The organism is Pseudomonas sp. NFX1, assembly GCF_051123555.1.
GTDB classification, from domain to species: Bacteria; Pseudomonadota; Gammaproteobacteria; order Pseudomonadales; family Pseudomonadaceae; genus Aquipseudomonas; species Aquipseudomonas capeferrum.
On sequence record NZ_CP169366.1, the window covers coordinates 1,312,549 to 1,329,683 of the forward strand.

Annotated in this window: 13 protein-coding genes; 8 read left to right on the forward strand and 5 right to left on the reverse strand. The window is 63.9% G+C overall.

All coding sequences use genetic code 11. From position 1 onward, the window contains the following. Nucleotides 1-140 precede the first annotated feature (140 nt). A complete protein-coding gene (locus DJ563_RS05825; protein WP_033697611.1) occupies nt 141-1,634 on the reverse strand; it encodes an aldehyde dehydrogenase family protein in 1,494 nt (497 codons plus the stop codon). 411 nt (nt 1,635-2,045) lie between these two features. On the opposite strand from DJ563_RS05825, the gene peaA reads away from it, so the two are divergent. The 5 genes from peaA (at nt 2,046) to DJ563_RS05850 (ending at nt 8,341) form a co-directional block, all read left to right on the forward strand. Next, nucleotides 2,046-3,611: a quinohemoprotein amine dehydrogenase subunit alpha gene (gene peaA / locus DJ563_RS05830; RefSeq protein ID WP_434519012.1), complete on the forward strand. Its 1,566-nt coding sequence runs from the start codon at nt 2,046-2,048 to the stop codon at nt 3,609-3,611. Between the two features lie 47 nt (nt 3,612-3,658). Further along, nucleotides 3,659-5,089 (forward strand): quinohemoprotein amine dehydrogenase maturation protein, encoded by a 1,431-nt coding sequence (gene peaB / locus DJ563_RS05835; RefSeq protein WP_274099980.1) that lies wholly within the window; start codon nt 3,659-3,661, stop codon nt 5,087-5,089. Between the two features lies 1 nt (nt 5,090). Then, nucleotides 5,091-5,414: a quinohemoprotein amine dehydrogenase subunit gamma gene (gene qhpC, locus DJ563_RS05840; protein WP_008091708.1), complete on the forward strand. Its 324-nt coding sequence runs from the start codon at nt 5,091-5,093 to the stop codon at nt 5,412-5,414. Between the two features lie 32 nt (nt 5,415-5,446). Continuing rightward, nucleotides 5,447-6,568 carry a quinohemoprotein amine dehydrogenase subunit beta gene (gene peaD, locus DJ563_RS05845; protein WP_434519013.1) on the forward strand — a complete coding sequence of 374 codons (1,122 nt, stop codon included), beginning with the start codon at nt 5,447-5,449 and terminating at the stop codon, nt 6,566-6,568. Between the two features lie 99 nt (nt 6,569-6,667). After that, entirely contained in the window at nt 6,668-8,341 is a 1,674-nt protein-coding gene (locus tag DJ563_RS05850) for a fatty acid CoA ligase family protein (protein ID WP_434519014.1), read from the forward strand. A gap of 21 nt (nt 8,342-8,362) precedes the next feature. Here DJ563_RS05850 and mobA read toward each other — a convergent pair whose 3' ends face one another. Then, nucleotides 8,363-8,941, reverse strand: a complete 579-nt coding sequence (mobA, locus tag DJ563_RS05855) for a molybdenum cofactor guanylyltransferase MobA (protein WP_274099983.1) — start codon at nt 8,939-8,941, stop codon at nt 8,363-8,365. Between the two features lie 182 nt (nt 8,942-9,123). Between mobA and DJ563_RS05860 the strand changes: the two genes are divergently transcribed. Next, nucleotides 9,124-9,402: an HU family DNA-binding protein gene (locus tag DJ563_RS05860; RefSeq protein WP_274099984.1), complete on the forward strand. Its 279-nt coding sequence runs from the start codon at nt 9,124-9,126 to the stop codon at nt 9,400-9,402. Between the two features lie 67 nt (nt 9,403-9,469). Here DJ563_RS05860 and DJ563_RS05865 read toward each other — a convergent pair whose 3' ends face one another. Both DJ563_RS05865 and DJ563_RS05870 read right to left on the reverse strand, forming a co-directional pair. Further along, nucleotides 9,470-12,598: a multidrug efflux RND transporter permease subunit gene (locus DJ563_RS05865; RefSeq protein WP_434519015.1), complete on the reverse strand. Its 3,129-nt coding sequence runs from the start codon at nt 12,596-12,598 to the stop codon at nt 9,470-9,472. A gap of 11 nt (nt 12,599-12,609) precedes the next feature. Next, nucleotides 12,610-13,797, reverse strand: a complete 1,188-nt coding sequence (locus tag DJ563_RS05870) for an efflux RND transporter periplasmic adaptor subunit (RefSeq protein ID WP_274099986.1) — start codon at nt 13,795-13,797, stop codon at nt 12,610-12,612. 212 nt (nt 13,798-14,009) lie between these two features. Between DJ563_RS05870 and DJ563_RS05875 the strand changes: the two genes are divergently transcribed. Continuing rightward, nucleotides 14,010-14,711, forward strand: a complete 702-nt coding sequence (locus DJ563_RS05875; protein WP_033697621.1) for a response regulator transcription factor — start codon at nt 14,010-14,012, stop codon at nt 14,709-14,711. A gap of 6 nt (nt 14,712-14,717) precedes the next feature. Next, complete coding sequence (locus DJ563_RS05880) at nt 14,718-16,019, forward strand: ATP-binding protein (RefSeq protein WP_434519016.1); 1,302 nt, start codon at nt 14,718-14,720, stop codon at nt 16,017-16,019. Here the strand turns inward: DJ563_RS05880 and DJ563_RS05885 are convergent. After that, a complete protein-coding gene (locus DJ563_RS05885) occupies nt 15,991-17,103 on the reverse strand; it encodes a GGDEF domain-containing protein (RefSeq protein ID WP_434519017.1) in 1,113 nt (370 codons plus the stop codon). The two genes, DJ563_RS05880 and DJ563_RS05885, sit on opposite strands and share 29 nt — an antisense overlap. Nucleotides 17,104-17,135 lie beyond the last annotated feature (32 nt).

Below are 17,135 nucleotides of genomic sequence, written 5' to 3' on the forward strand. Positions count from 1 at the left end.
CGGGGGCGTTTCACGCCCCCACAATTGTTGTTTTTGCGCGGCCTGTGCCGGCCGATTCGCCGGTGAACCCGCTGCCACAGGTACCTCACAGCTTTCGCGTTCAGTGGTGTACCTGTGCAAGGGCCGGTAGCGGCTGAAGGTCAGAGCTTGATCAGCACCGACTTGAGTTCGGTGTAGTGCTCGATGGCCGCCGCACCCATTTCGCGGCCGACGCCGGACATCTTGTAGCCACCGAATGGCAGGGCAGGGTCGAGCGCGCTGTGGCAGTTGACCCACACCGACCCGGACTTGATCCGCGGAATCATCCGATGCACCGCCCCCAGGTCGTTCGACCAGATGCTCGCCCCCAGCCCATAGGGGTTGTCGTTGGCCATGCCGATCACCTCGTCGATGTCATCGAACGGCATCGCCACCAGCACCGGCCCGAAGATTTCTTCCTGCACCAGGCGGTGGCGCTGATCGACATCGACGATGACGGTCGGCTTGACGAAGTACCCCGGCCCGAAGCTTTCGCCACCGCAGGCAATGGTTGCGCCCAGCTCGCGGCCGAGCTCGATGTAGCCGGTGACGCGGTCCTGCTGCTTGGCCGAGATCAGCGGGCCCATTTGCACCGCTGGGTCCAACCCGCTGCCGAGCTTCATGCCGTTGGCAATGCCGGCGATGTCGGCCACCACGTTGTCGAAGTGCTTGCGGTGCACGTACAGCCGCGAGCCTGCGCAGCACACTTGGCCCTGGTTGAAGAAGATTGCCGTGGCGGCGCCGGCGGCGGCTTCTTGCAGGTTGGCGTCGGGCATGACGATGGTCGGCGACTTGCCGCCGAGTTCCAGGGTGACGCGGGTCATGTTGTCCATGGCCGCCTTGCCGATCAGCTTGCCGACTTCGGTCGAGCCGGTGAAGGTCAGCTTGTCGACGCCCGGGTGACGGCTGAGCGCCGCACCGGCATTCAGGCCGGTGCCGGTAATCACGTTGAGCACGCCGGCCGGGTAGCCGGCTTCGTCCACCAGTTCGGCCAGTTTGAGCGCGGTCAGTGGGGTTTCGTCGGCGGGCTTGAGCACCACCGTGCAGCCGGTGGCCAAGGCCGGGCCCAGCTTCCAGCAGGCTAGCAGCAGCGGGAAGTTCCAGGCGACGATGGCGCCCACCACGCCAACCGCCTCGCGGCGGACAAAGCCGTGGAACTGGTCGTTGGGCATCAACGGCATCGAAGCTTCGACGGTGCTACCCTCGATCTTGGTGGCCCAGCCGGCCATGTAGCGCAAGAAATCGATGGCCAACTGCACGTCCATGACCTTGGCCACGGCGGCGCTCTTACCGTTGTTCAGGCACTCAAGCTCAGCCAGTTGTTGCGCATCGCGCTCCATGAGGTCGGCCAGACGCCACAGCATGTTCTGGCGCTCTCGCGGGCGCAGGCGGCTCCACGGCGAATCGTCGAAGGCCTGGCGCGCGGCACGTACGGCGCGGTCGACATCTTCGGCGTCGGCGGCGGGCACCTCACCGAGCACCTCGCCAGTGGCCGGGTTGCGAAACGACAGGGTGCGCCCGCTGGCGGCGTCCTGCCAGTCGGCGCCGATGCGCATCTTCAGCTTGCGTTCGAGGAAGGCGCGGGTGGCGGGCAGGATGGGCAGTTCGGAAAGCATGGGGCAGTGCCTCTTGTCATTGGAATGTGAGAGGCGGTTGCGCAATGGCCGTGCCAAGGTCGCCGATCGGCTGCAAGGGCTTGAGGCGCCTGGGGTTTGCCGCCGTGCAAGGTTGCGATTGCAGGGTTGCGCTGTTGCACATTGAGACGCTGTGAGACGGTGGTGAAACACTGCCTGCACTGGCCTCTTTGCGGGGCAGGGCCCTGTCTCAACATGAAACACACTGTCGCGAAATGGCACGCCCCGACAGGGCTCAGGTTTGCCTTCACGGCCGTTAGAAACCTACTAAGAGGCTGAAAATCAACACATTTAAAGCAGGTGGCACAGTTCCTGTATTGCCATAGTCACATGCACACCTGCTGTACCAAAGCGTGCGAAAACCATAAGAACAACAACCGTGGAGGTCTGACCTTGAAGACGACTCGACTCCGGCGGCATGCGGGCAAACTGGCGCTGGTCGCCGCCGCGCTGCTGAGCACCCAGGCCATGGCGGCCGAGCAGGGCCCGAGCCTGTTGCAAACCAAGTGCATGGGTTGCCATATCCCCGAGGGCAACGACAACTACAGCCGCATCAGCCATCAGCGCAAGACGCCTGAAGGCTGGCTGATGAGCATCGCCCGCATGCAGGTCATGCACGGCCTGCAGATCAGCGACGATGATCGGCGCACCCTGGTCAAGTACCTGGCCGACAAGCAGGGCCTGGCGCCCAGTGAAACCGACGGCGTGCGCTACGCCATGGAGCGCCGGCTGAACACGGTCGAGCACTTCGACCAACAGCTCAGTGAAACCTGTGGCCGTTGCCACTCCGGTGCCCGGGTCGCCTTGCAACGCCGCCCGGCCCAGGAATGGGAACACCTGGTCAACTTCCACCTCGGCCAATGGCCGTCCCTCGAATACCAGGCCCAGGCCCGCGATCGCGACTGGCTGGAAATCGCCCTCAAGCAAATGGTGCCGGACCTGGCCAAGCGCTTCCCGCTCGACAGCCCGGCTTGGGCCCAATGGCAGCAGGCCCGGCCCAAGGCCGATGCGTTGCCAGGGCAGTGGGCGTTCAGCGGCCACATGTTGGCCAAAGGTGATGTACGCGGGGTGATGAAGGTCAGCGCGGGCGAGGGCGACACCTTCAAGGTCGAGGTCAACGGCAGCTACGCCGACGGTACGCCGTTCACGGGCAGCGGCTCGGCGATTCTCTACAACGGCTATGAATGGCGCGGCAACGTGAAAGTCGGCGACAGCAACCTGCGCCAGGTGTTCGCGGCGCTGGATGGTGAGATGAAAGGCCGCATGTTCGAGGCCGATCACGATGAGCGCGGCCTGGACTTCAGCGCCGTGAAAGCGGGCAAGGCACGCCTGCTGGCAGTGCAGCCGGCGTACATCAAGGTGGGTGCCGAAAGCGAGATCACCCTGGTCGGCAGCGGCCTGTCGGGCAACCCGGAACTGGGCGCAGGTGTTGAAGTGACCGAAGTACTTGAGGCCACGCCGACCCTGATGCGCGTCAAGGCGCGCGCGGCGGCAGACGCCAAGCCAGGCCAGCGAGAAGTGGCGGTGGGCGCGCTCAAGGGCGTCAACCTGGCGGTGTACGACAAGGTCGACGAAGTCAAGGTGGTACCGGCGTTCTCCATTGCCCGCATCGGTGAGAACGGCGCTTCGGTACCGAAGGTGCAAGGGCGTTTCGAAGCCGAAGCGTGGGGCAAGGACGCCAGCGGCCAGCCGCTGCGCATCGGTTACCTGCCAGCCAAGTGGAAGGTCGAGCCGTTCAACGAGCGTGCAGTCGAGGACGAGGATGTCAAGTTCGCTGGCCAGATGCAGGCCGACGGGGTCTTCGTGCCCGGCGGCGCAGGGCCTAACCCGGCACGCAAGATGATGACCAACAACGCGGGCAACCTGAAGGTCATTGCCACCTTGGCTGACGGCGGCCAGACCGGCGAGGGCCACATGATCGTCACCGTCCAACGCTGGAACAACCCGCCCTTGCCATAAGGCAGGTGTGAACGGGTTTTCCAACGGATCGATTATCGGAGGTCGCCATGGGCGCACAATTGAACCTGGTCGAACGCAACCTGCACGAAGTGCAGGTCGATGCCGACCGCATGCTGTTTCATATCCCCAGCAGCTCGCTGTTTGCCACTGACGCGGTAACCGGCGGCATCATCGACACCCTGCGCCAGCAAGGCTGCTCTGCCGAAGAGCTGATGCAGCGCCTCGGCCAGCAGTTTGCCGGCGTCGATATCGAAGAGACCCTGCGCGAGCTGATCGCCCTGGAAGTGGTCAGCGACGGCTCGCCACTGACGCCGGAAATCGCCCTCAAGCAGGTCGAGCGCACGGCGTTGAACACGGTGGTGCTCAACGTCAACACCGGCTGCAACCTCAGTTGCACCTACTGCTACAAGGAAGACCTGGACAAACCGTCGGCCGGCAAGAAGATGAGCACCGCCACCGCAGAAGCATCGGTGGAGATGCTGCTCAAGGAATCGCCCGATGAGCAACGCTACAGCGTGGTGTTCTTCGGCGGCGAACCGTTGTCCAACCGGCCTTTGATCGAGCACATGGTGGCCTACTGCGAGCGGAGATTTGCCGAGGCTGGCAAGCAGGTGGAGTTCATCATGACCACCAACGCCACCTTGCTGACCGAAGAAATCATCGACTGGCTCAACGCCCATCGCTTCGGCTTGTCGATCAGTATCGACGGGCCCAAGACCGTGCACGACCGCAACCGCATCACTGTGGGCGGGCAGGGCACCTATGACGTGGTGCGGCGCAAGGCCGAGATGCTGTTGTCGCGTTATAACAGCCGTCCAGTGGGGGCGCGGGTGACCCTGACCCGTGGCATCACCGACGTCGAGACTATCTGGCATCACCTGTTCAACGAGTTGGGCTTTGCCGAGGTCGGTTTCGCACCGGTGACCTCGGGCGACCTGTCGGCGTTCAACCTCACCAGCGACGAGCTGGTGCAGGTGTTCGCCAATATGAAAGCCCTGGGCCGACGCTACCTGGAAGCGGCGCTGGAGCACCGCAACATCGGCTTCTCCAACTTGCACCAACTGATCACCGACATCCACGAAGGCCACAAGAAGGCCCTGCCATGCGGCGCCGGGTTGAAGATGCTGGCGGTAGACCACGAAGGCGAGCTGAACCTGTGCCACCGCTTCACCGGCTCCAGCCTGCCGACCTTTGGCAATGTGCACCAAGGCGTCAAGCAGGCGCAGCTCAATGACTTCCTGTCGCAACGCCTGGACCGCAGCAACACGGGGTGCGAAAGCTGCCGTATCCGCAACCTGTGCTCCGGCGGCTGCTACCACGAAAGCTACGCACGCTACGGCGACCCGCAGCACCCCACCTACCACTACTGCGAACTGATGCGCGACTGGGTCGACTTCGGCATCGAAGTCTACAGCCGCATCATGGCCGCCAACCCGGCCTTCATCGACCGCTATATCACCCCGCGGAAGGCGCACTGACATGAAGCATTTGAAGCCCCTGAACAACAAGGCGCGCATCCTCGAACAGGCCGCTGCCGAAGACCGTGTTGAAGAGGTCATGGCGATGAGCGCGGTGGCCGGCTGTACCGCCACCACCGACCCGGGTTGGGAAGTGGACGCCTTCGGCGGCGTGAGCTCGCTGTGCCAGCCCATGGAGGCCGACCTCTATGGCTGTTCCGACCCCTGCTGGTGGCCGGCCCAGGTGCCGGACATGATGAGCACCTACCAGGACTGGAACGCCCAGGCGACCAACTCCCAGGACGATTGGCGCAACCTTGGCACCGTGTTCCCGAAAGACAAGTGACCGGCCCAACAAGAATGACAAGGGGAAACCGCATGAAACCTGGACTCTGCGCGCAGCTCGCGCTCACCCTCGCCACCACGGCCAGCGCCTGGGCGGTACAGGCTGACGACACCGGGCCGGCCTTGAAGGCTGGCCATGAATACTTGATCGTGACCAACTACCCGAACAACCTGCACGTGGTCGATGTGGCCACGGATGCGCTGTACAAGAGCTGCCGCATGCCTGACGCGTTTGGCCCCGGCACCGCGATGATGGCGCCCGACAACCGCACCGCCTATGTGCTCAACAACCATTACGGCGACCTCTACGGCATCGACCTGGACACCTGCAAGACCACCTTCCACGCCAGTTTGTCCAGTGTGCCCGGGGAGGTCGGCAAATCGATGTATTCCTTTGCTATCAGCCCGGACGGTAAAGAGGTGTATGCCACGGTCAACCCGACCCAGCGGCTGAACGATCACTATGTGGTCAAGCCGCCGCGCCTGGAGGTGTTCCGCACCGCCGATGGCCTCGATGCCAAACCTGCACGTACCTTCCCGATGCCGCGCCAGGTGTACCTGATGCGCGCCGCCGACGATGGCAGCCTGTTCGTGGCCGGCCCGGACATCTACAAAATGGACGTGCACACCGGCAAGTACGAGGTGGCATTGCCGTTGCGCAACTGGAACCGGCCCGGCTACAGCGCCCCGGACGTGCTGTATTTCTGGCCGCACCAGAGCGCCCGGCACGAGTTCTCGATGCTCTATACCATCGCCAAGTTCAAGGACGACAAGCAGGACCCGGCCACCGCCGAGCTGCTTTATGGTTACCTGAGTGTCGACCTGAAGACCGGCAAGACCCACACCCAGGAGTTTGCCGACCTGACCGAGCTCTACTTCACCGGGCTGCGTTCGCCGAAAGATCCTAACCAGATCTACGGTGTGCTCAACCGCCTGGCGCGGTATGACATCAAGGAACGCAAACTGATCAAGGCGGCTAACCTTGAACACACCTATTACTGCGTGGCCTTCGACAAGAAGGGCGACAAGCTGTACCTGGGCGGCACCTTCAACGACCTGGCGGTGTTCGACCCGCAGACGCTGGCGAAAGTGAAGAACATCAAGCTGCCGGGTGGCGACATGTCGACCACCACGCCGCAGGTGTTTGTCAGGTAGGGCGGATAAACCCGCTCCCACAGGGCGTGCAGTACCTGTGGGGCGGTGTTGCCTGCGCAAGGGCCGGCCAATCAACACAAGAACAACAAGAGCGCACCCATGACCCAGCCAAGCTACTCCCAGGGCGACCAGGACAAGGCCTTGCTTACCCAATGCATCGGCGACGCCTTCGACACCACCGTGGCCCGCTTCCCCGACCGCGAAGCCCTGGTCGTTCACCACCAGTCATTGCGCTACACCTGGCGGCAACTGGCCGCAGCCGTCGACCAGCACGCCCGCGCCCTTATGGCCCTGGGCGTGCAACCGGGCGACCGCTTGGGCATCTGGGCCCCCAACTGTGCCCAGTGGTGCATCACCCAATTCGCCAGCGCCAAGGTCGGGGCAATCCTGGTCAACATCAACCCGGCCTACCGCACAAGCGAGCTGGACTACGCCCTGGTCCAGTCGGGCTGCCGTTGGGTGATCTGCGCCGACGCCTTCAAGACTTCCGATTACCACGCCATGCTGCTCGGCCTGGTCCCGGGCCTTGCCCATGGCACGCCGGGCGCACTGGCCTGCGAGCGCTTCCCCGAACTGCGCGGGGTGGTGAGCCTGGCTGCGGCACCGCCGCCGGGCTTTATGGCCTGGGACGCCTTGCAGGCCCGCGCCGATACGGTCAGCGCCGAGGCCCTTGCGGCGCGCCAGGCGCAACTGCACTGTGACGACCCGATCAATATCCAGTACACCTCCGGCACTACCGGTTTCCCCAAGGGCGCCACGCTGAGCCACAGCAACATCCTCAACAATGGCTACATGGTCGGTGAAAGCCTCGGCCTGACCGAGCATGATCGCCTGGTGGTGCCGGTGCCGCTGTACCACTGCTTTGGCATGGTCATGGCCAACCTGGGCTGCATGACCCATGGCAGCACGCTGATCTACCCCAACGATGCGTTCGACCCGTTGGCCACCTTACGCGCAGTCGCCGAAGAGAAGGCCACGGCACTGTACGGCGTACCGACCATGTTCATCGCCGAACTGGATCACCCACAACGTCACGCGTTCGACCTCTCGAGCCTGCGCACCGGCATCATGGCCGGCGCCACCTGCCCGATCGAAGTCATGCGCCGGGTCATCGACGAGATGCACATGGCCGAGGTGCAAATTGCCTACGGCATGACCGAAACCAGCCCGGTGTCATTGCAGACCGGCGCCAATGATGACCTGGAGCGGCGGGTAACCAGTGTCGGGCGGACCCAGCCGCGGCTGGAGAACAAGGTCGTCGATGGCGATGGCCACAGCGTGCCGCGTGGTGAGATCGGCGAGCTCTGTACCCGTGGTTACAGCGTGATGCTGGGCTACTGGAACAACCCCAAGGCCACGGCCGAAAGCATCGATGCCGAGGGCTGGATGCATACCGGTGACCTGGCGGTGATGGACGAGCAGGGCTATGTGCGCATTGTCGGGCGTAGCAAGGACATGATCATTCGCGGCGGCGAGAACATCTACCCGCGGGAGCTGGAGGAGTTTTTCTTCACTCACCCGGCGGTAGCCGACGTGCAGGTGATTGGCGTGCCGTGCAGCAAGTATGGCGAGGAGATCGTTGCCTGGGTGCGGTTGCATCCAGGGCATACGGCCACTGAAGACGAGCTGCGCGAATGGGCAAGGGCGCGGATTGCCCATTTCAAGGTGCCGCGCTACTTCCGTTTTGTCGATGAGTTCCCGATGACGGTGACCGGCAAGGTGCAGAAGTTCAGGATGCGCGAGATCAGCATCGAGGAGCTGTCGGTTGGTTAATGCGTGAAGGAAATCGACCCTTCAGCGCTGCAGTAGGTCAGGGCTATTGAAATTGCTCAACCTGCGGTCATCCTCCGCACACTCCAGCCCCAGCACCGGCTCAAGCAGCAGGGCCTTCTGCAAACTCCGCTCACCGGCCGCCCAGGCCTGCTGCAGTATCGGTAGCAGCCTGCGCGGCAGCACACTGAACATCGGTTGCCAGAAACCGCCCTGGCGCACCATCGCCGCACTGTCGCCAGTCACTGCCAACTGCAGCAAGTCCTCGATCAAGCCTGTGTCGATCAGCGGCGCATCGCAGGCCAGCACCACCACCCATTCGTGCCGCGCCGCGGCAAGGCCGGCGATCACCCCAGCCAACGGCCCGGGGAAGTCCGGGTCGTCGTCCCCGACCAACTGGTCGGCATAGGCCCGATAGGCCGCCTGGTTGCGGTTGCAGGATATCACCAGGTCATCGCTCAGCGGCCGCACCACGCGCTGTACATGCGCCACCAGCGGCTCGCCCTGCCAGGCCAGCAACCCCTTGTCGCGGCCGCCCATGCGCTGGCCACGGCCGCCGGCGAGGATGAGAACGGAACAGCAGGGTAAGGGGGGGCAGGTCATCGGGCAGTTTCCAAGGTTCAAGGCTTGGCAACCTCCCATGCCTGGAAGTGAAAGTCCAGATTGGCAGAACAACAGGGTGCGCGACCTGACATTTTTACCAGTTGTGGGCTTACCCCAATGGGGCCCTAAATACGCCGACGGCGCTGTCCTGGGGACAAGCCTGCAAACCAAGGAGCGAGTCTATGAACAAAGGCGAACTGACCAAGTCCATCGCGGAAAAGGCAGAAGTCTCAAAGTTGAAGGCTGCAAAAGCCCTCGAAGCTTTCATTGAAGAAGTTACCAAGGCGTTGAAGACGGGAGACCAGGTTGCCCTGGTTGGCTTCGGTACGTTCAAGTTGAAGCACAGGCCTGCTCGGGTTGGCCGAAATCCTCGGACCAAGGCGCCGCTGGATATCCCTGCAGCAAACAAGGCTGCTTTCACAGCGGGCACGAAGCTAAAGGCGGCGGTTAACAAAAAGTAGCGGGTTAACCAGAACAGGAGCGTTGAGCGCAACGCCAACGCTCCTGTTCATCGGCTTACCCCGACTGTCAGCCTTCAGTGGCGTGGCTGGCTTGCGCTTCAGGCTTGGCCTTGCCGCGCCCGGCCAGGCGCATCACCACCACGAAGAACACGGGCACGAACACCACCGCCAGGGTTGCGCTGAGCATGCCGCCGATCACCCCGATACCAATCGCCTGCTGGCTCGCCGAGCTGGCGCCGGTGGCGACGGCCAGGGGGACCACGCCGAGGATGAAGGCCAGCGAGGTCATGACGATCGGCCGCAGGCGCAGGCGGGCTGCCTGTACTGCAGCGTCCACGGCATCGACGCCCTGGTCCATCAGGCTTTTGGCGAACTCGATGATGAGGATCGCGTTCTTGGCCGAAAGGCCGATCAGGGTGATCACGCCGACCTTGAAGAACACGTCATTGGGCATGCCGCACAGGGTTACGGCCAGCACCGCACCGAGCACACCGAGCGGAACTACTAACAGCACGGCGGTCGGGATCGACCAGCTCTCGTACAGCGCTGCCAGGCACAGGAACACCACCAGCAGCGACAGCGCCATCAGCATCGGTGCCTGGCTGCCGGACAGCCGCTCCTGCAGGGACAGGCCGGTCCATTCCAGGCCCGCACCGGCGGGCAGTTGCGCGACCAGGCGCTCGACTTCGGCCATGGCTTCGCCCGAGCTGTAGCCCGCAGCCGGTTCACCGGAGATCGAAACCGCCGGGTAACCGTTGTAGCGCGTCAGTTGTACCGGGCCGCTGACCCACTTCGCCTGAACGAAGGCCCCCAGCGGTACCATCTTGCCGCTGCTGTTGCGCACGTGGATTTTCAGCAGGTCTTCGACCTGGCTGCGCTGGTCGCCTTCGGCCTGCACCACCACCCGCTGCATACGGCCCTGGTTGGGGAAGTCGTTGACGTAGCTGGAGCCTACGGCGGTATCCAGCACCGCGCCGATGTCGGCGAACGACACACCGAGGGCATTGGCCTGGCGCCGGTCGATTTCCAGCTGCACCTGTGGGCTTTCGGCCAGCGAAGCCTCGCGCACGTTGGTCAGCACCTTGCTCTTGCCGGCATTGGCCAGCAATGCATCGCGCGCGGCCATCAGCTCAGTGTGGCCCATGCCACCCCGGTCCTGCAGGCGGAACTCGAAACCGGTCGACTCACCCAGGCCATCGATAGGGGGCGGCAGTACAGCGTAGGCCACGGCATCCTTGAGCTGGGTGAAGGCCATAGTGGCGCGGTCGGCGATCGACTGGGCGCTGTCGTCGGCACCGCGCTCGGACCAGTCCTTGAGCGTGGTGAAGGCCAGCGCCGCGTTCTGCCCGCTGCCGGAGAAGCTGAAACCGAGGATCAGCGTGGTGTTGCCTACACCCGGTTCTTCGGCGTTATGCGCCTCGATCTGGGCGGCCACCTGCTCGGTGCGCATGCGGCTGGCACCGGGCGGCAGCTGGATGTCGGTGATGGTGTAGCCCTGGTCTTCGGTCGGCAGGAACGCCGTGGGCAGCTGGCTGAAGCCATAGCCCAGCACGGCCAGCAGCACGCCATACATCAGCAAGTAACGGCCGCTGCGTTTGAGCGCGTGCACGACCCAGCGCTGGTAACCGTTGCTCATGCTGTCGAAGCGCCGGTTGAACCAGCCGAAGAAGCCCTTGCGTTCGTGGTGCTCGCCTTTGGCCAGCGGCTTGAGCAGGGTGGCGCAGAGGGCAGGGGTCAAGCTCAGGGCAAGAAACGCCGAGAACAGGATCGACACCGCCATGGACACCGAGAACTGCTGGTAGATCACCCCCACCGAACCTTTCATGAAGGCCATTGGCAGGAACACCGCCACCAGCACCAGGGTAATACCGACGATCGCCCCGCTGATCTGGCCCATGGCCTTGCGCGTGGCTTCCTTGGGCGGCAGGCCTTCTTCGGCCATGATCCGCTCGACGTTTTCCACCACCACGATGGCATCGTCGACCAGGATGCCGATGGCCAGCACCATGCCGAACAGGGTCAGCACGTTGACCGAGAAGCCCATGGCCATCATCACGGCGAAGGTGCCCATCAGCGCCACCGGCACCACCAGCGTCGGGATCAGCGTGTAGCGCAGGTTCTGCAGGAACAGGAACATCACCGCGAACACCAGCAACATGGCCTCGAACAGGGTGTTGATCACCTGCTGGATGGACACCTTGACGAAGGGCGAGGTGTCATAAGGGATGTCGTATTTCACCCCCTCAGGGAAGTAGCGCGACAACTCCTGCATCTTCGCCCGCACCAGGTCGGCGGTTTCCATGGCGTTGGCGCCAGGGGCCAACTGCACGCTGAAGGCGGTGGCCGGCTTGCCATTCAGGCGCGTGCCGTACTGGTATTCCTGGGCGCCGATCTCGACCCGGGCGACATCGCCGATGGTCACGCTGGAGCCGTCCGCGTTGGCGCGCAACACGATGGCCGCGAATTCCTCGGGGGTGCTCAACTGGCCCTTGACCAGCACGTTGGCGGTGATTTCCTGGGTGCCACGGGCGGGCAGGTCACCAATGCTGCCGGGGGCGACCTGGGCGTTCTGTGCGCTGATGGCCTCGGCTACGTCGTTAGGCGTGAGGTTGAAGCCGATCAGCTTGCTCGGGTCGATCCAGATCCGCATGGCGCGCTCGGAGCCATACAGCTGGGCCTTGCCGACGCCTTTGAGGCGACGGATTTCGTTCATCACGTTGCGTGCGAGGATATCCGACAGGGCGGTTTCGTCGAGCTTGCCGTCTTCCGAGGTCAGGGTGGCCAGCAGCAGGAAGCCGGTGGATACCTTTTCCACTTGCAGGCCCTGCTGGGTCACGGGGCGGGGCAGGCGCGACTCGACCACCTTCAGGCGGTTCTGCACATCGACCTGGGCCAGGTCGGGGTGGGTGCCAGGCTCGAAGGTGGCGGTGATGGTGGCGCTGCCCAGGCTGCTTTGCGACTCGAAATACAGCAGGTTGTCGGCACCGTTGAGCTCCTGCTCGATCAGGCTGACCACGCTTTCGTCCATGGTCGCCGCCGAGGCGCCAGGGTACACGGCATAGATTTCCACCTGTGGCGGGGCCACGTTGGGGTACTGGGCCACCGGCAACTGCGGGATGGCCAAGGCGCCGGCCAGCAGGATGAACAATGCGACCACCCAGGCGAACACCGGGCGGTCAATGAAGAAATGCGGCATGGGTCAGCCCCTCACTGGCTGTTGTGCTGTGCGATGGGCGGCGCGCCGGGCGCTGTGCCCTGGCTCGCTTCGACCTGCACCTGGTCGCCGGCCTTGACGTGCTGCAGGCCCTCGATAACCACTTGTTCACCTGGCGCCAGGCCTTCGCTGACGACCCAGCGGTCGCCCTGGGCATTGCCCAGCACCACCTGACGGTCGCTGATGCGGGCCTGCGCGTCGACCACCAGCACTTTCGGCACGCCGGCGCTGTCGCGCAGGATGGCGCGCTGCGGCACGCTGAGGCCTTTGGGCTGCACCGCCTGCTCCAGGCGCACGCGCACGTAGCTGCCTGGCAGCAGGTCGAGGTCCGGGTTGGGGAACTCGCTGCGCAGGGTGATCTGGTTGGTGCTCGGGTCGACGCTGATGTCGGAGAACAGCAACTTGCCGGGCAACGGGTAGGCGCTGCCATCGTCCTGGATCAGCGTGGCGCGCGCCTGGCCGTCGCCGACCTGCTCCAGCTCGCCGGCACGCAGGGCACGGCGCAGGGCGTTGAGCTCGCGGGTCGACTGGGTGACGTCGGCGTGAATCGGGTCCAGTTGCTGGATGGTGGCCAGGGGCGTGGTCTCGTTTTGCCCGACCAGTGCGCCTTCAGTCACCAGCGCACGGCCGATGCGCCCAGAGATGGGCGCGGTGACCGTGGCATAACCCAGGTTCAGGCGGGCGCGCTCCAGGGCGGCCTTGGCTTCGGCCACTTCGGCGTCGGCCTGCAGGAAGCTGGCACGGGAGTTGTCGTATTCCTGGCGGCTCACGGCCTTTTCGTCGACCAGCTCGCGGTAGCGTTGCTCTTGCAGTCGCGCTTGATACAGGTTGGCCTGGGCCTTGGCCAGGGTGGCGCGGGCGCTGTCGTGGTCGGCCTTGAACGGCGCCGGGTCGATCAGAAACAGCACGTCGCCTTGCTTGACGTCGCTGCCTTCACGGTACACCCGCTTGAGCACCACGCCGGCCACCCGTGCGCGCACTTCTGCAGTGCGCGGGGCGAGGATCCGGCCGCTCAGTTCGCTGCTGATGGCCAGTGGCTGCAATTGCAGGGTTTCCACGCGCACGTGGGGGGCGGGGGTTTTTTCGTCCTGCTCGCTGCTGTCGCCACAGCCGGCCAGGGACACGCTCAGAAACGCCAGTAGCGCCACGGGGCGCAGGCGAGGAATACGGGTAATAAGCATACGGATCTTCCGATGATGACCGTGCGTATGCTAAGGCAGACGGCGTTCCGGTGCCTGTTAATACCTGTAGGACGTGTGTGAAAAAGTGTGAAGAAAAATCCTGTCGCTATAGGGGATTCTATATTCTGCCTGTAACCCTCTGTGCTGGACCCTTCGCCGGCAAGCCCGCGAAGAGGCCGGCGACGTCTTCACTGAATTCTGCCCAAACGCCTATGCCGAATATTCTCCTGGTCGAGGACGACAGCGCCCTGTCCGAACTGATCGCCAGCTACCTGCAACGCAACGACTTTCATGTCCGGGTGATCGCCCGCGGCGATCATGTGCTGGAGGCCTTGCGCCAGGACAAACCCGACCTGGTCATCCTCGACCTGATGCTGCCAGGTATCGATGGCCTGCAGGTGTGCCGCCTGCTGCGCCAGGAGTCGCAGAGCCTGCCGATCCTGATGCTGACGGCCCGCGACGACAGCCACGACCAGGTACTGGGCCTGGAGATGGGCGCCGACGACTATGTGACCAAACCGTGCGAGCCCCGCGTGCTGCTGGCGCGTGTACGGACCTTGCTGCGCCGCAGCGGCGTGCACGAGCCGCGCCTGGACAGCGAGCAGATCCTGGTTGGCTGCTTGCGCATCGACCTGGCCGAGCGCCTGGTCAGCTGGCGCGGTGAAGAAGTGGAGCTGTCCAGCGGCGAATACAACCTGTTGGTGGTGCTGGCGCGCAATGCCGGTGAAGTGCTCAGCCGCGACCGCATCCTCCAGCAATTGCGCGGCATCGAGTTCAACGGCACCGACCGCTCGGTGGATGTCGCCATTTCCAAGCTGCGCCGCAAGTTCGACGACAGCGCTGGCGAGGCCCGCAAGATCAAGACCGTGTGGGGCAAAGGTTACCTGTTCAGCCGCGTCGAGTGGGAGTGCTGACCGAGCATGCTGAAGATCCTGGTGCGCCTCTACCTGGTGATCATCGTCGCCTACGCCGGTGCGCTGCTGTTCATCCCCGACACCATCGTCGGTCTGTTCCATGATCGCTTCATGGCCTACAACCTGGACCAGGCCAAAGGGGTGCAGTCGCTGATCGTGCGCCAGTTTCAGCAAGCACCACGCGAGCGCTGGCCTGCGGTGGAGCAAGACCTGACCGACGCCTTCGCACCGCTCGAAATCAAGCTGCTGCGCAGGGACCAGGCCGAGCTGAGCGAGGATGAACAGGCGCGCCTGGAGCACGGGTCGTACGCCGTGCGCATCGCTGACTGGGGCTATTACGAAACGGTGCTGGCACCGCTCGACAAGGACTGGCTGGTGCGCCTTCATGCGCCCCCAGACCCACTGGACATCAACGTGCTGTCGTGGGGCGTCACGGTGTTGATCGGCGCGGCGATGCTCGGTTGCCTGCTGCTGTGGGTATGGCCGCACTGGCGCGACCTGGAGCGGCTCAAGGAGACCGCCCGGCGCCTGGGCCAGGGGCAGATGGCGGAACGCACGCACATCTCGCCGCACTCGAACATCGGCGAACTGGCCGGGGTGTTCGACACCATGGCCAGCGACCTGGAGCGCCACGTCAACCAGCAGCGCGAGCTGCTCAACGCGGTATCCCATGAGCTGCGCACACCGCTGACTCGCCTGGACTTCGGCCTTGTGCTGCTGTTCGACGAGGTGCCTCCCACCAGCCGCAAGCGCCTGCTGGAGCTGGTCGGGCACGTGCGTGAGCTGGACGAATTGGTGCTGGAGCTACTGTCCTACAGCCGCCTGTACAACGCCGACCAGGCCCGTGAGCGGGTCGAGGTGTCGTTGCTGGAGCTGGTCGACAGTGTGCTTGGCGGCTTTGCCGAAGAGCTCGACAGCCGCGGCATCCAGTGGGAGGTGCGGGCCGAGGGTGAGCTGCCGCGGTTCGTGCTTGACCCACGGCTGACGGCGCGGGCGGTGCAGAACCTGGTGCGCAATGCGATGCGTTATTGCGACGAAAGCCTGCTGTTGAGGTTGCGGCTCGAAGAGGATGGCGCTTGTCTGCTGACGGTCGAGGACGACGGGATCGGCATTCCGGTTGAAGAACGTGAGCGGATCTTCCAGCCGTTCTATCGCCTGGACCGTAGCCGTGACCGCAATACCGGCGGTTTCGGCCTGGGGCTGGCGATCAGTCGGCGGGCCATCGAAGGGCAGGGTGGCACGTTGACGGTGGCGCAGTCTGCGCTAGGTGGGGCGCAGTTCAGGATTCGCCTGCCTGCGGGTGGGTAGCTTCGCTCTGCTGGGCAGTCCACAGCACGAAGCGATCCTTGCCGTTGTGCTTGGCTTCATAGAGCGCCTGATCCGCCTTGACCAGCGCCCTGGTCAAGGTATCTGCAGGGTCCACCCGGGCTAGCCCGATGCTGATCGTCACCGGATGCGCACCCCGGTCTTCACGTACACGGCGGCACAACGCCGCAACCTGTTGTTCGGCAGTCGGTTGGTCCAGCCCTTGAAAGAAGACCACGAACTCCTCGCCGCCGAGCCTGGCAAATTCATGGCCTACGATTGACGCCTTGATGTGCTGAGCCACGCGCTTGAGCACCTCATCGCCAACATCATGCCCGTACCGGTCGTTGATCTTCTTGAAGTTGTCGATGTCGATCATCGCCAGGTACTGGCCTGGAGGCGCCGCTTGCAACTGGCGCTCAGCCTTGGCCATGAACGAGCGGCGGTTGGGAATTTCGGTCAGTACGTCGACATAAGCCTGGTCGAGCAGCACCTTGGACATGTAGAAGTTGTGCAGCTTGGCCTGGCGGATACGCAGGTAGCTGTAGATGACCAGGCCGCTGAGAAACAGCGCATAGCTGATCAGCATGGCGGCTTCCAAGTCTTCCAGGTCGATGTTGGTGTCGTAGAACGGGCTGAGGACGGTCCAGGTGATGGCCATGGCGCAGAAGAACGACCAGCGCCGCACCGGTAGCACCGAGACGCTGTACAGCACGGTCGAGGTGCCCAGCACCAGCCACAGCGGGCGCAGCGCGATCGGCAGGCCTTCGATGACCAGACGCATGGCCAGGGTGATCACCGTGATGAACAGCAGGTTGAGCACGTCGAAGTGGTGGCTTTTGCGGGTGAAACCGAGCACGACAGTGAGGCTGCACATCAGCATGACGAACAGGCCGGAAAGCCAGGTGAACCCTTGGCCGCCGAGGTAACTGACGATGAGGTCGAAGACCAGCCATATAGCGATGCTGACGCAGAAGATCAGCTGGCAGAAGCGCCGGGAAGTGTCGAACTCATGCTGGCGGAATTCGGCACGCAAGGCGGCGGGGGCGACCTGTTGGCGAACATGCTCCTCAATGGTCTTGAACATCGGTGTGCTCCTTTGAGGCATGCACGTGCTAC

Coding starts and splice junctions, on each gene's coding strand:
- DJ563_RS05875 (WP_033697621.1), top strand. CDS start 14,010: ATGCCGAATATTCTCCTGGTCGAGGACGACAGCGCCCTGTCCGAACTG.
- peaB (WP_274099980.1), top strand. CDS start 3,659: ATGGGCGCACAATTGAACCTGGTCGAACGCAACCTGCACGAAGTGCAG.
- DJ563_RS05860 (WP_274099984.1), top strand. CDS start 9,124: ATGAACAAAGGCGAACTGACCAAGTCCATCGCGGAAAAGGCAGAAGTC.
- qhpC (WP_008091708.1), top strand. CDS start 5,091: ATGAAGCATTTGAAGCCCCTGAACAACAAGGCGCGCATCCTCGAACAG.
- DJ563_RS05885 (WP_434519017.1), bottom strand. CDS start 17,103: ATGTTCAAGACCATTGAGGAGCATGTTCGCCAACAGGTCGCCCCCGCC.
- DJ563_RS05825 (WP_033697611.1), bottom strand. CDS start 1,634: ATGCTTTCCGAACTGCCCATCCTGCCCGCCACCCGCGCCTTCCTCGAA.
- mobA (WP_274099983.1), bottom strand. CDS start 8,941: ATGACCTGCCCCCCCTTACCCTGCTGTTCCGTTCTCATCCTCGCCGGC.
- DJ563_RS05850 (WP_434519014.1), top strand. CDS start 6,668: ATGACCCAGCCAAGCTACTCCCAGGGCGACCAGGACAAGGCCTTGCTT.
- DJ563_RS05880 (WP_434519016.1), top strand. CDS start 14,718: ATGCTGAAGATCCTGGTGCGCCTCTACCTGGTGATCATCGTCGCCTAC.
- peaD (WP_434519013.1), top strand. CDS start 5,447: ATGAAACCTGGACTCTGCGCGCAGCTCGCGCTCACCCTCGCCACCACG.
- DJ563_RS05870 (WP_274099986.1), bottom strand. CDS start 13,797: ATGCTTATTACCCGTATTCCTCGCCTGCGCCCCGTGGCGCTACTGGCG.
- DJ563_RS05865 (WP_434519015.1), bottom strand. CDS start 12,598: ATGCCGCATTTCTTCATTGACCGCCCGGTGTTCGCCTGGGTGGTCGCA.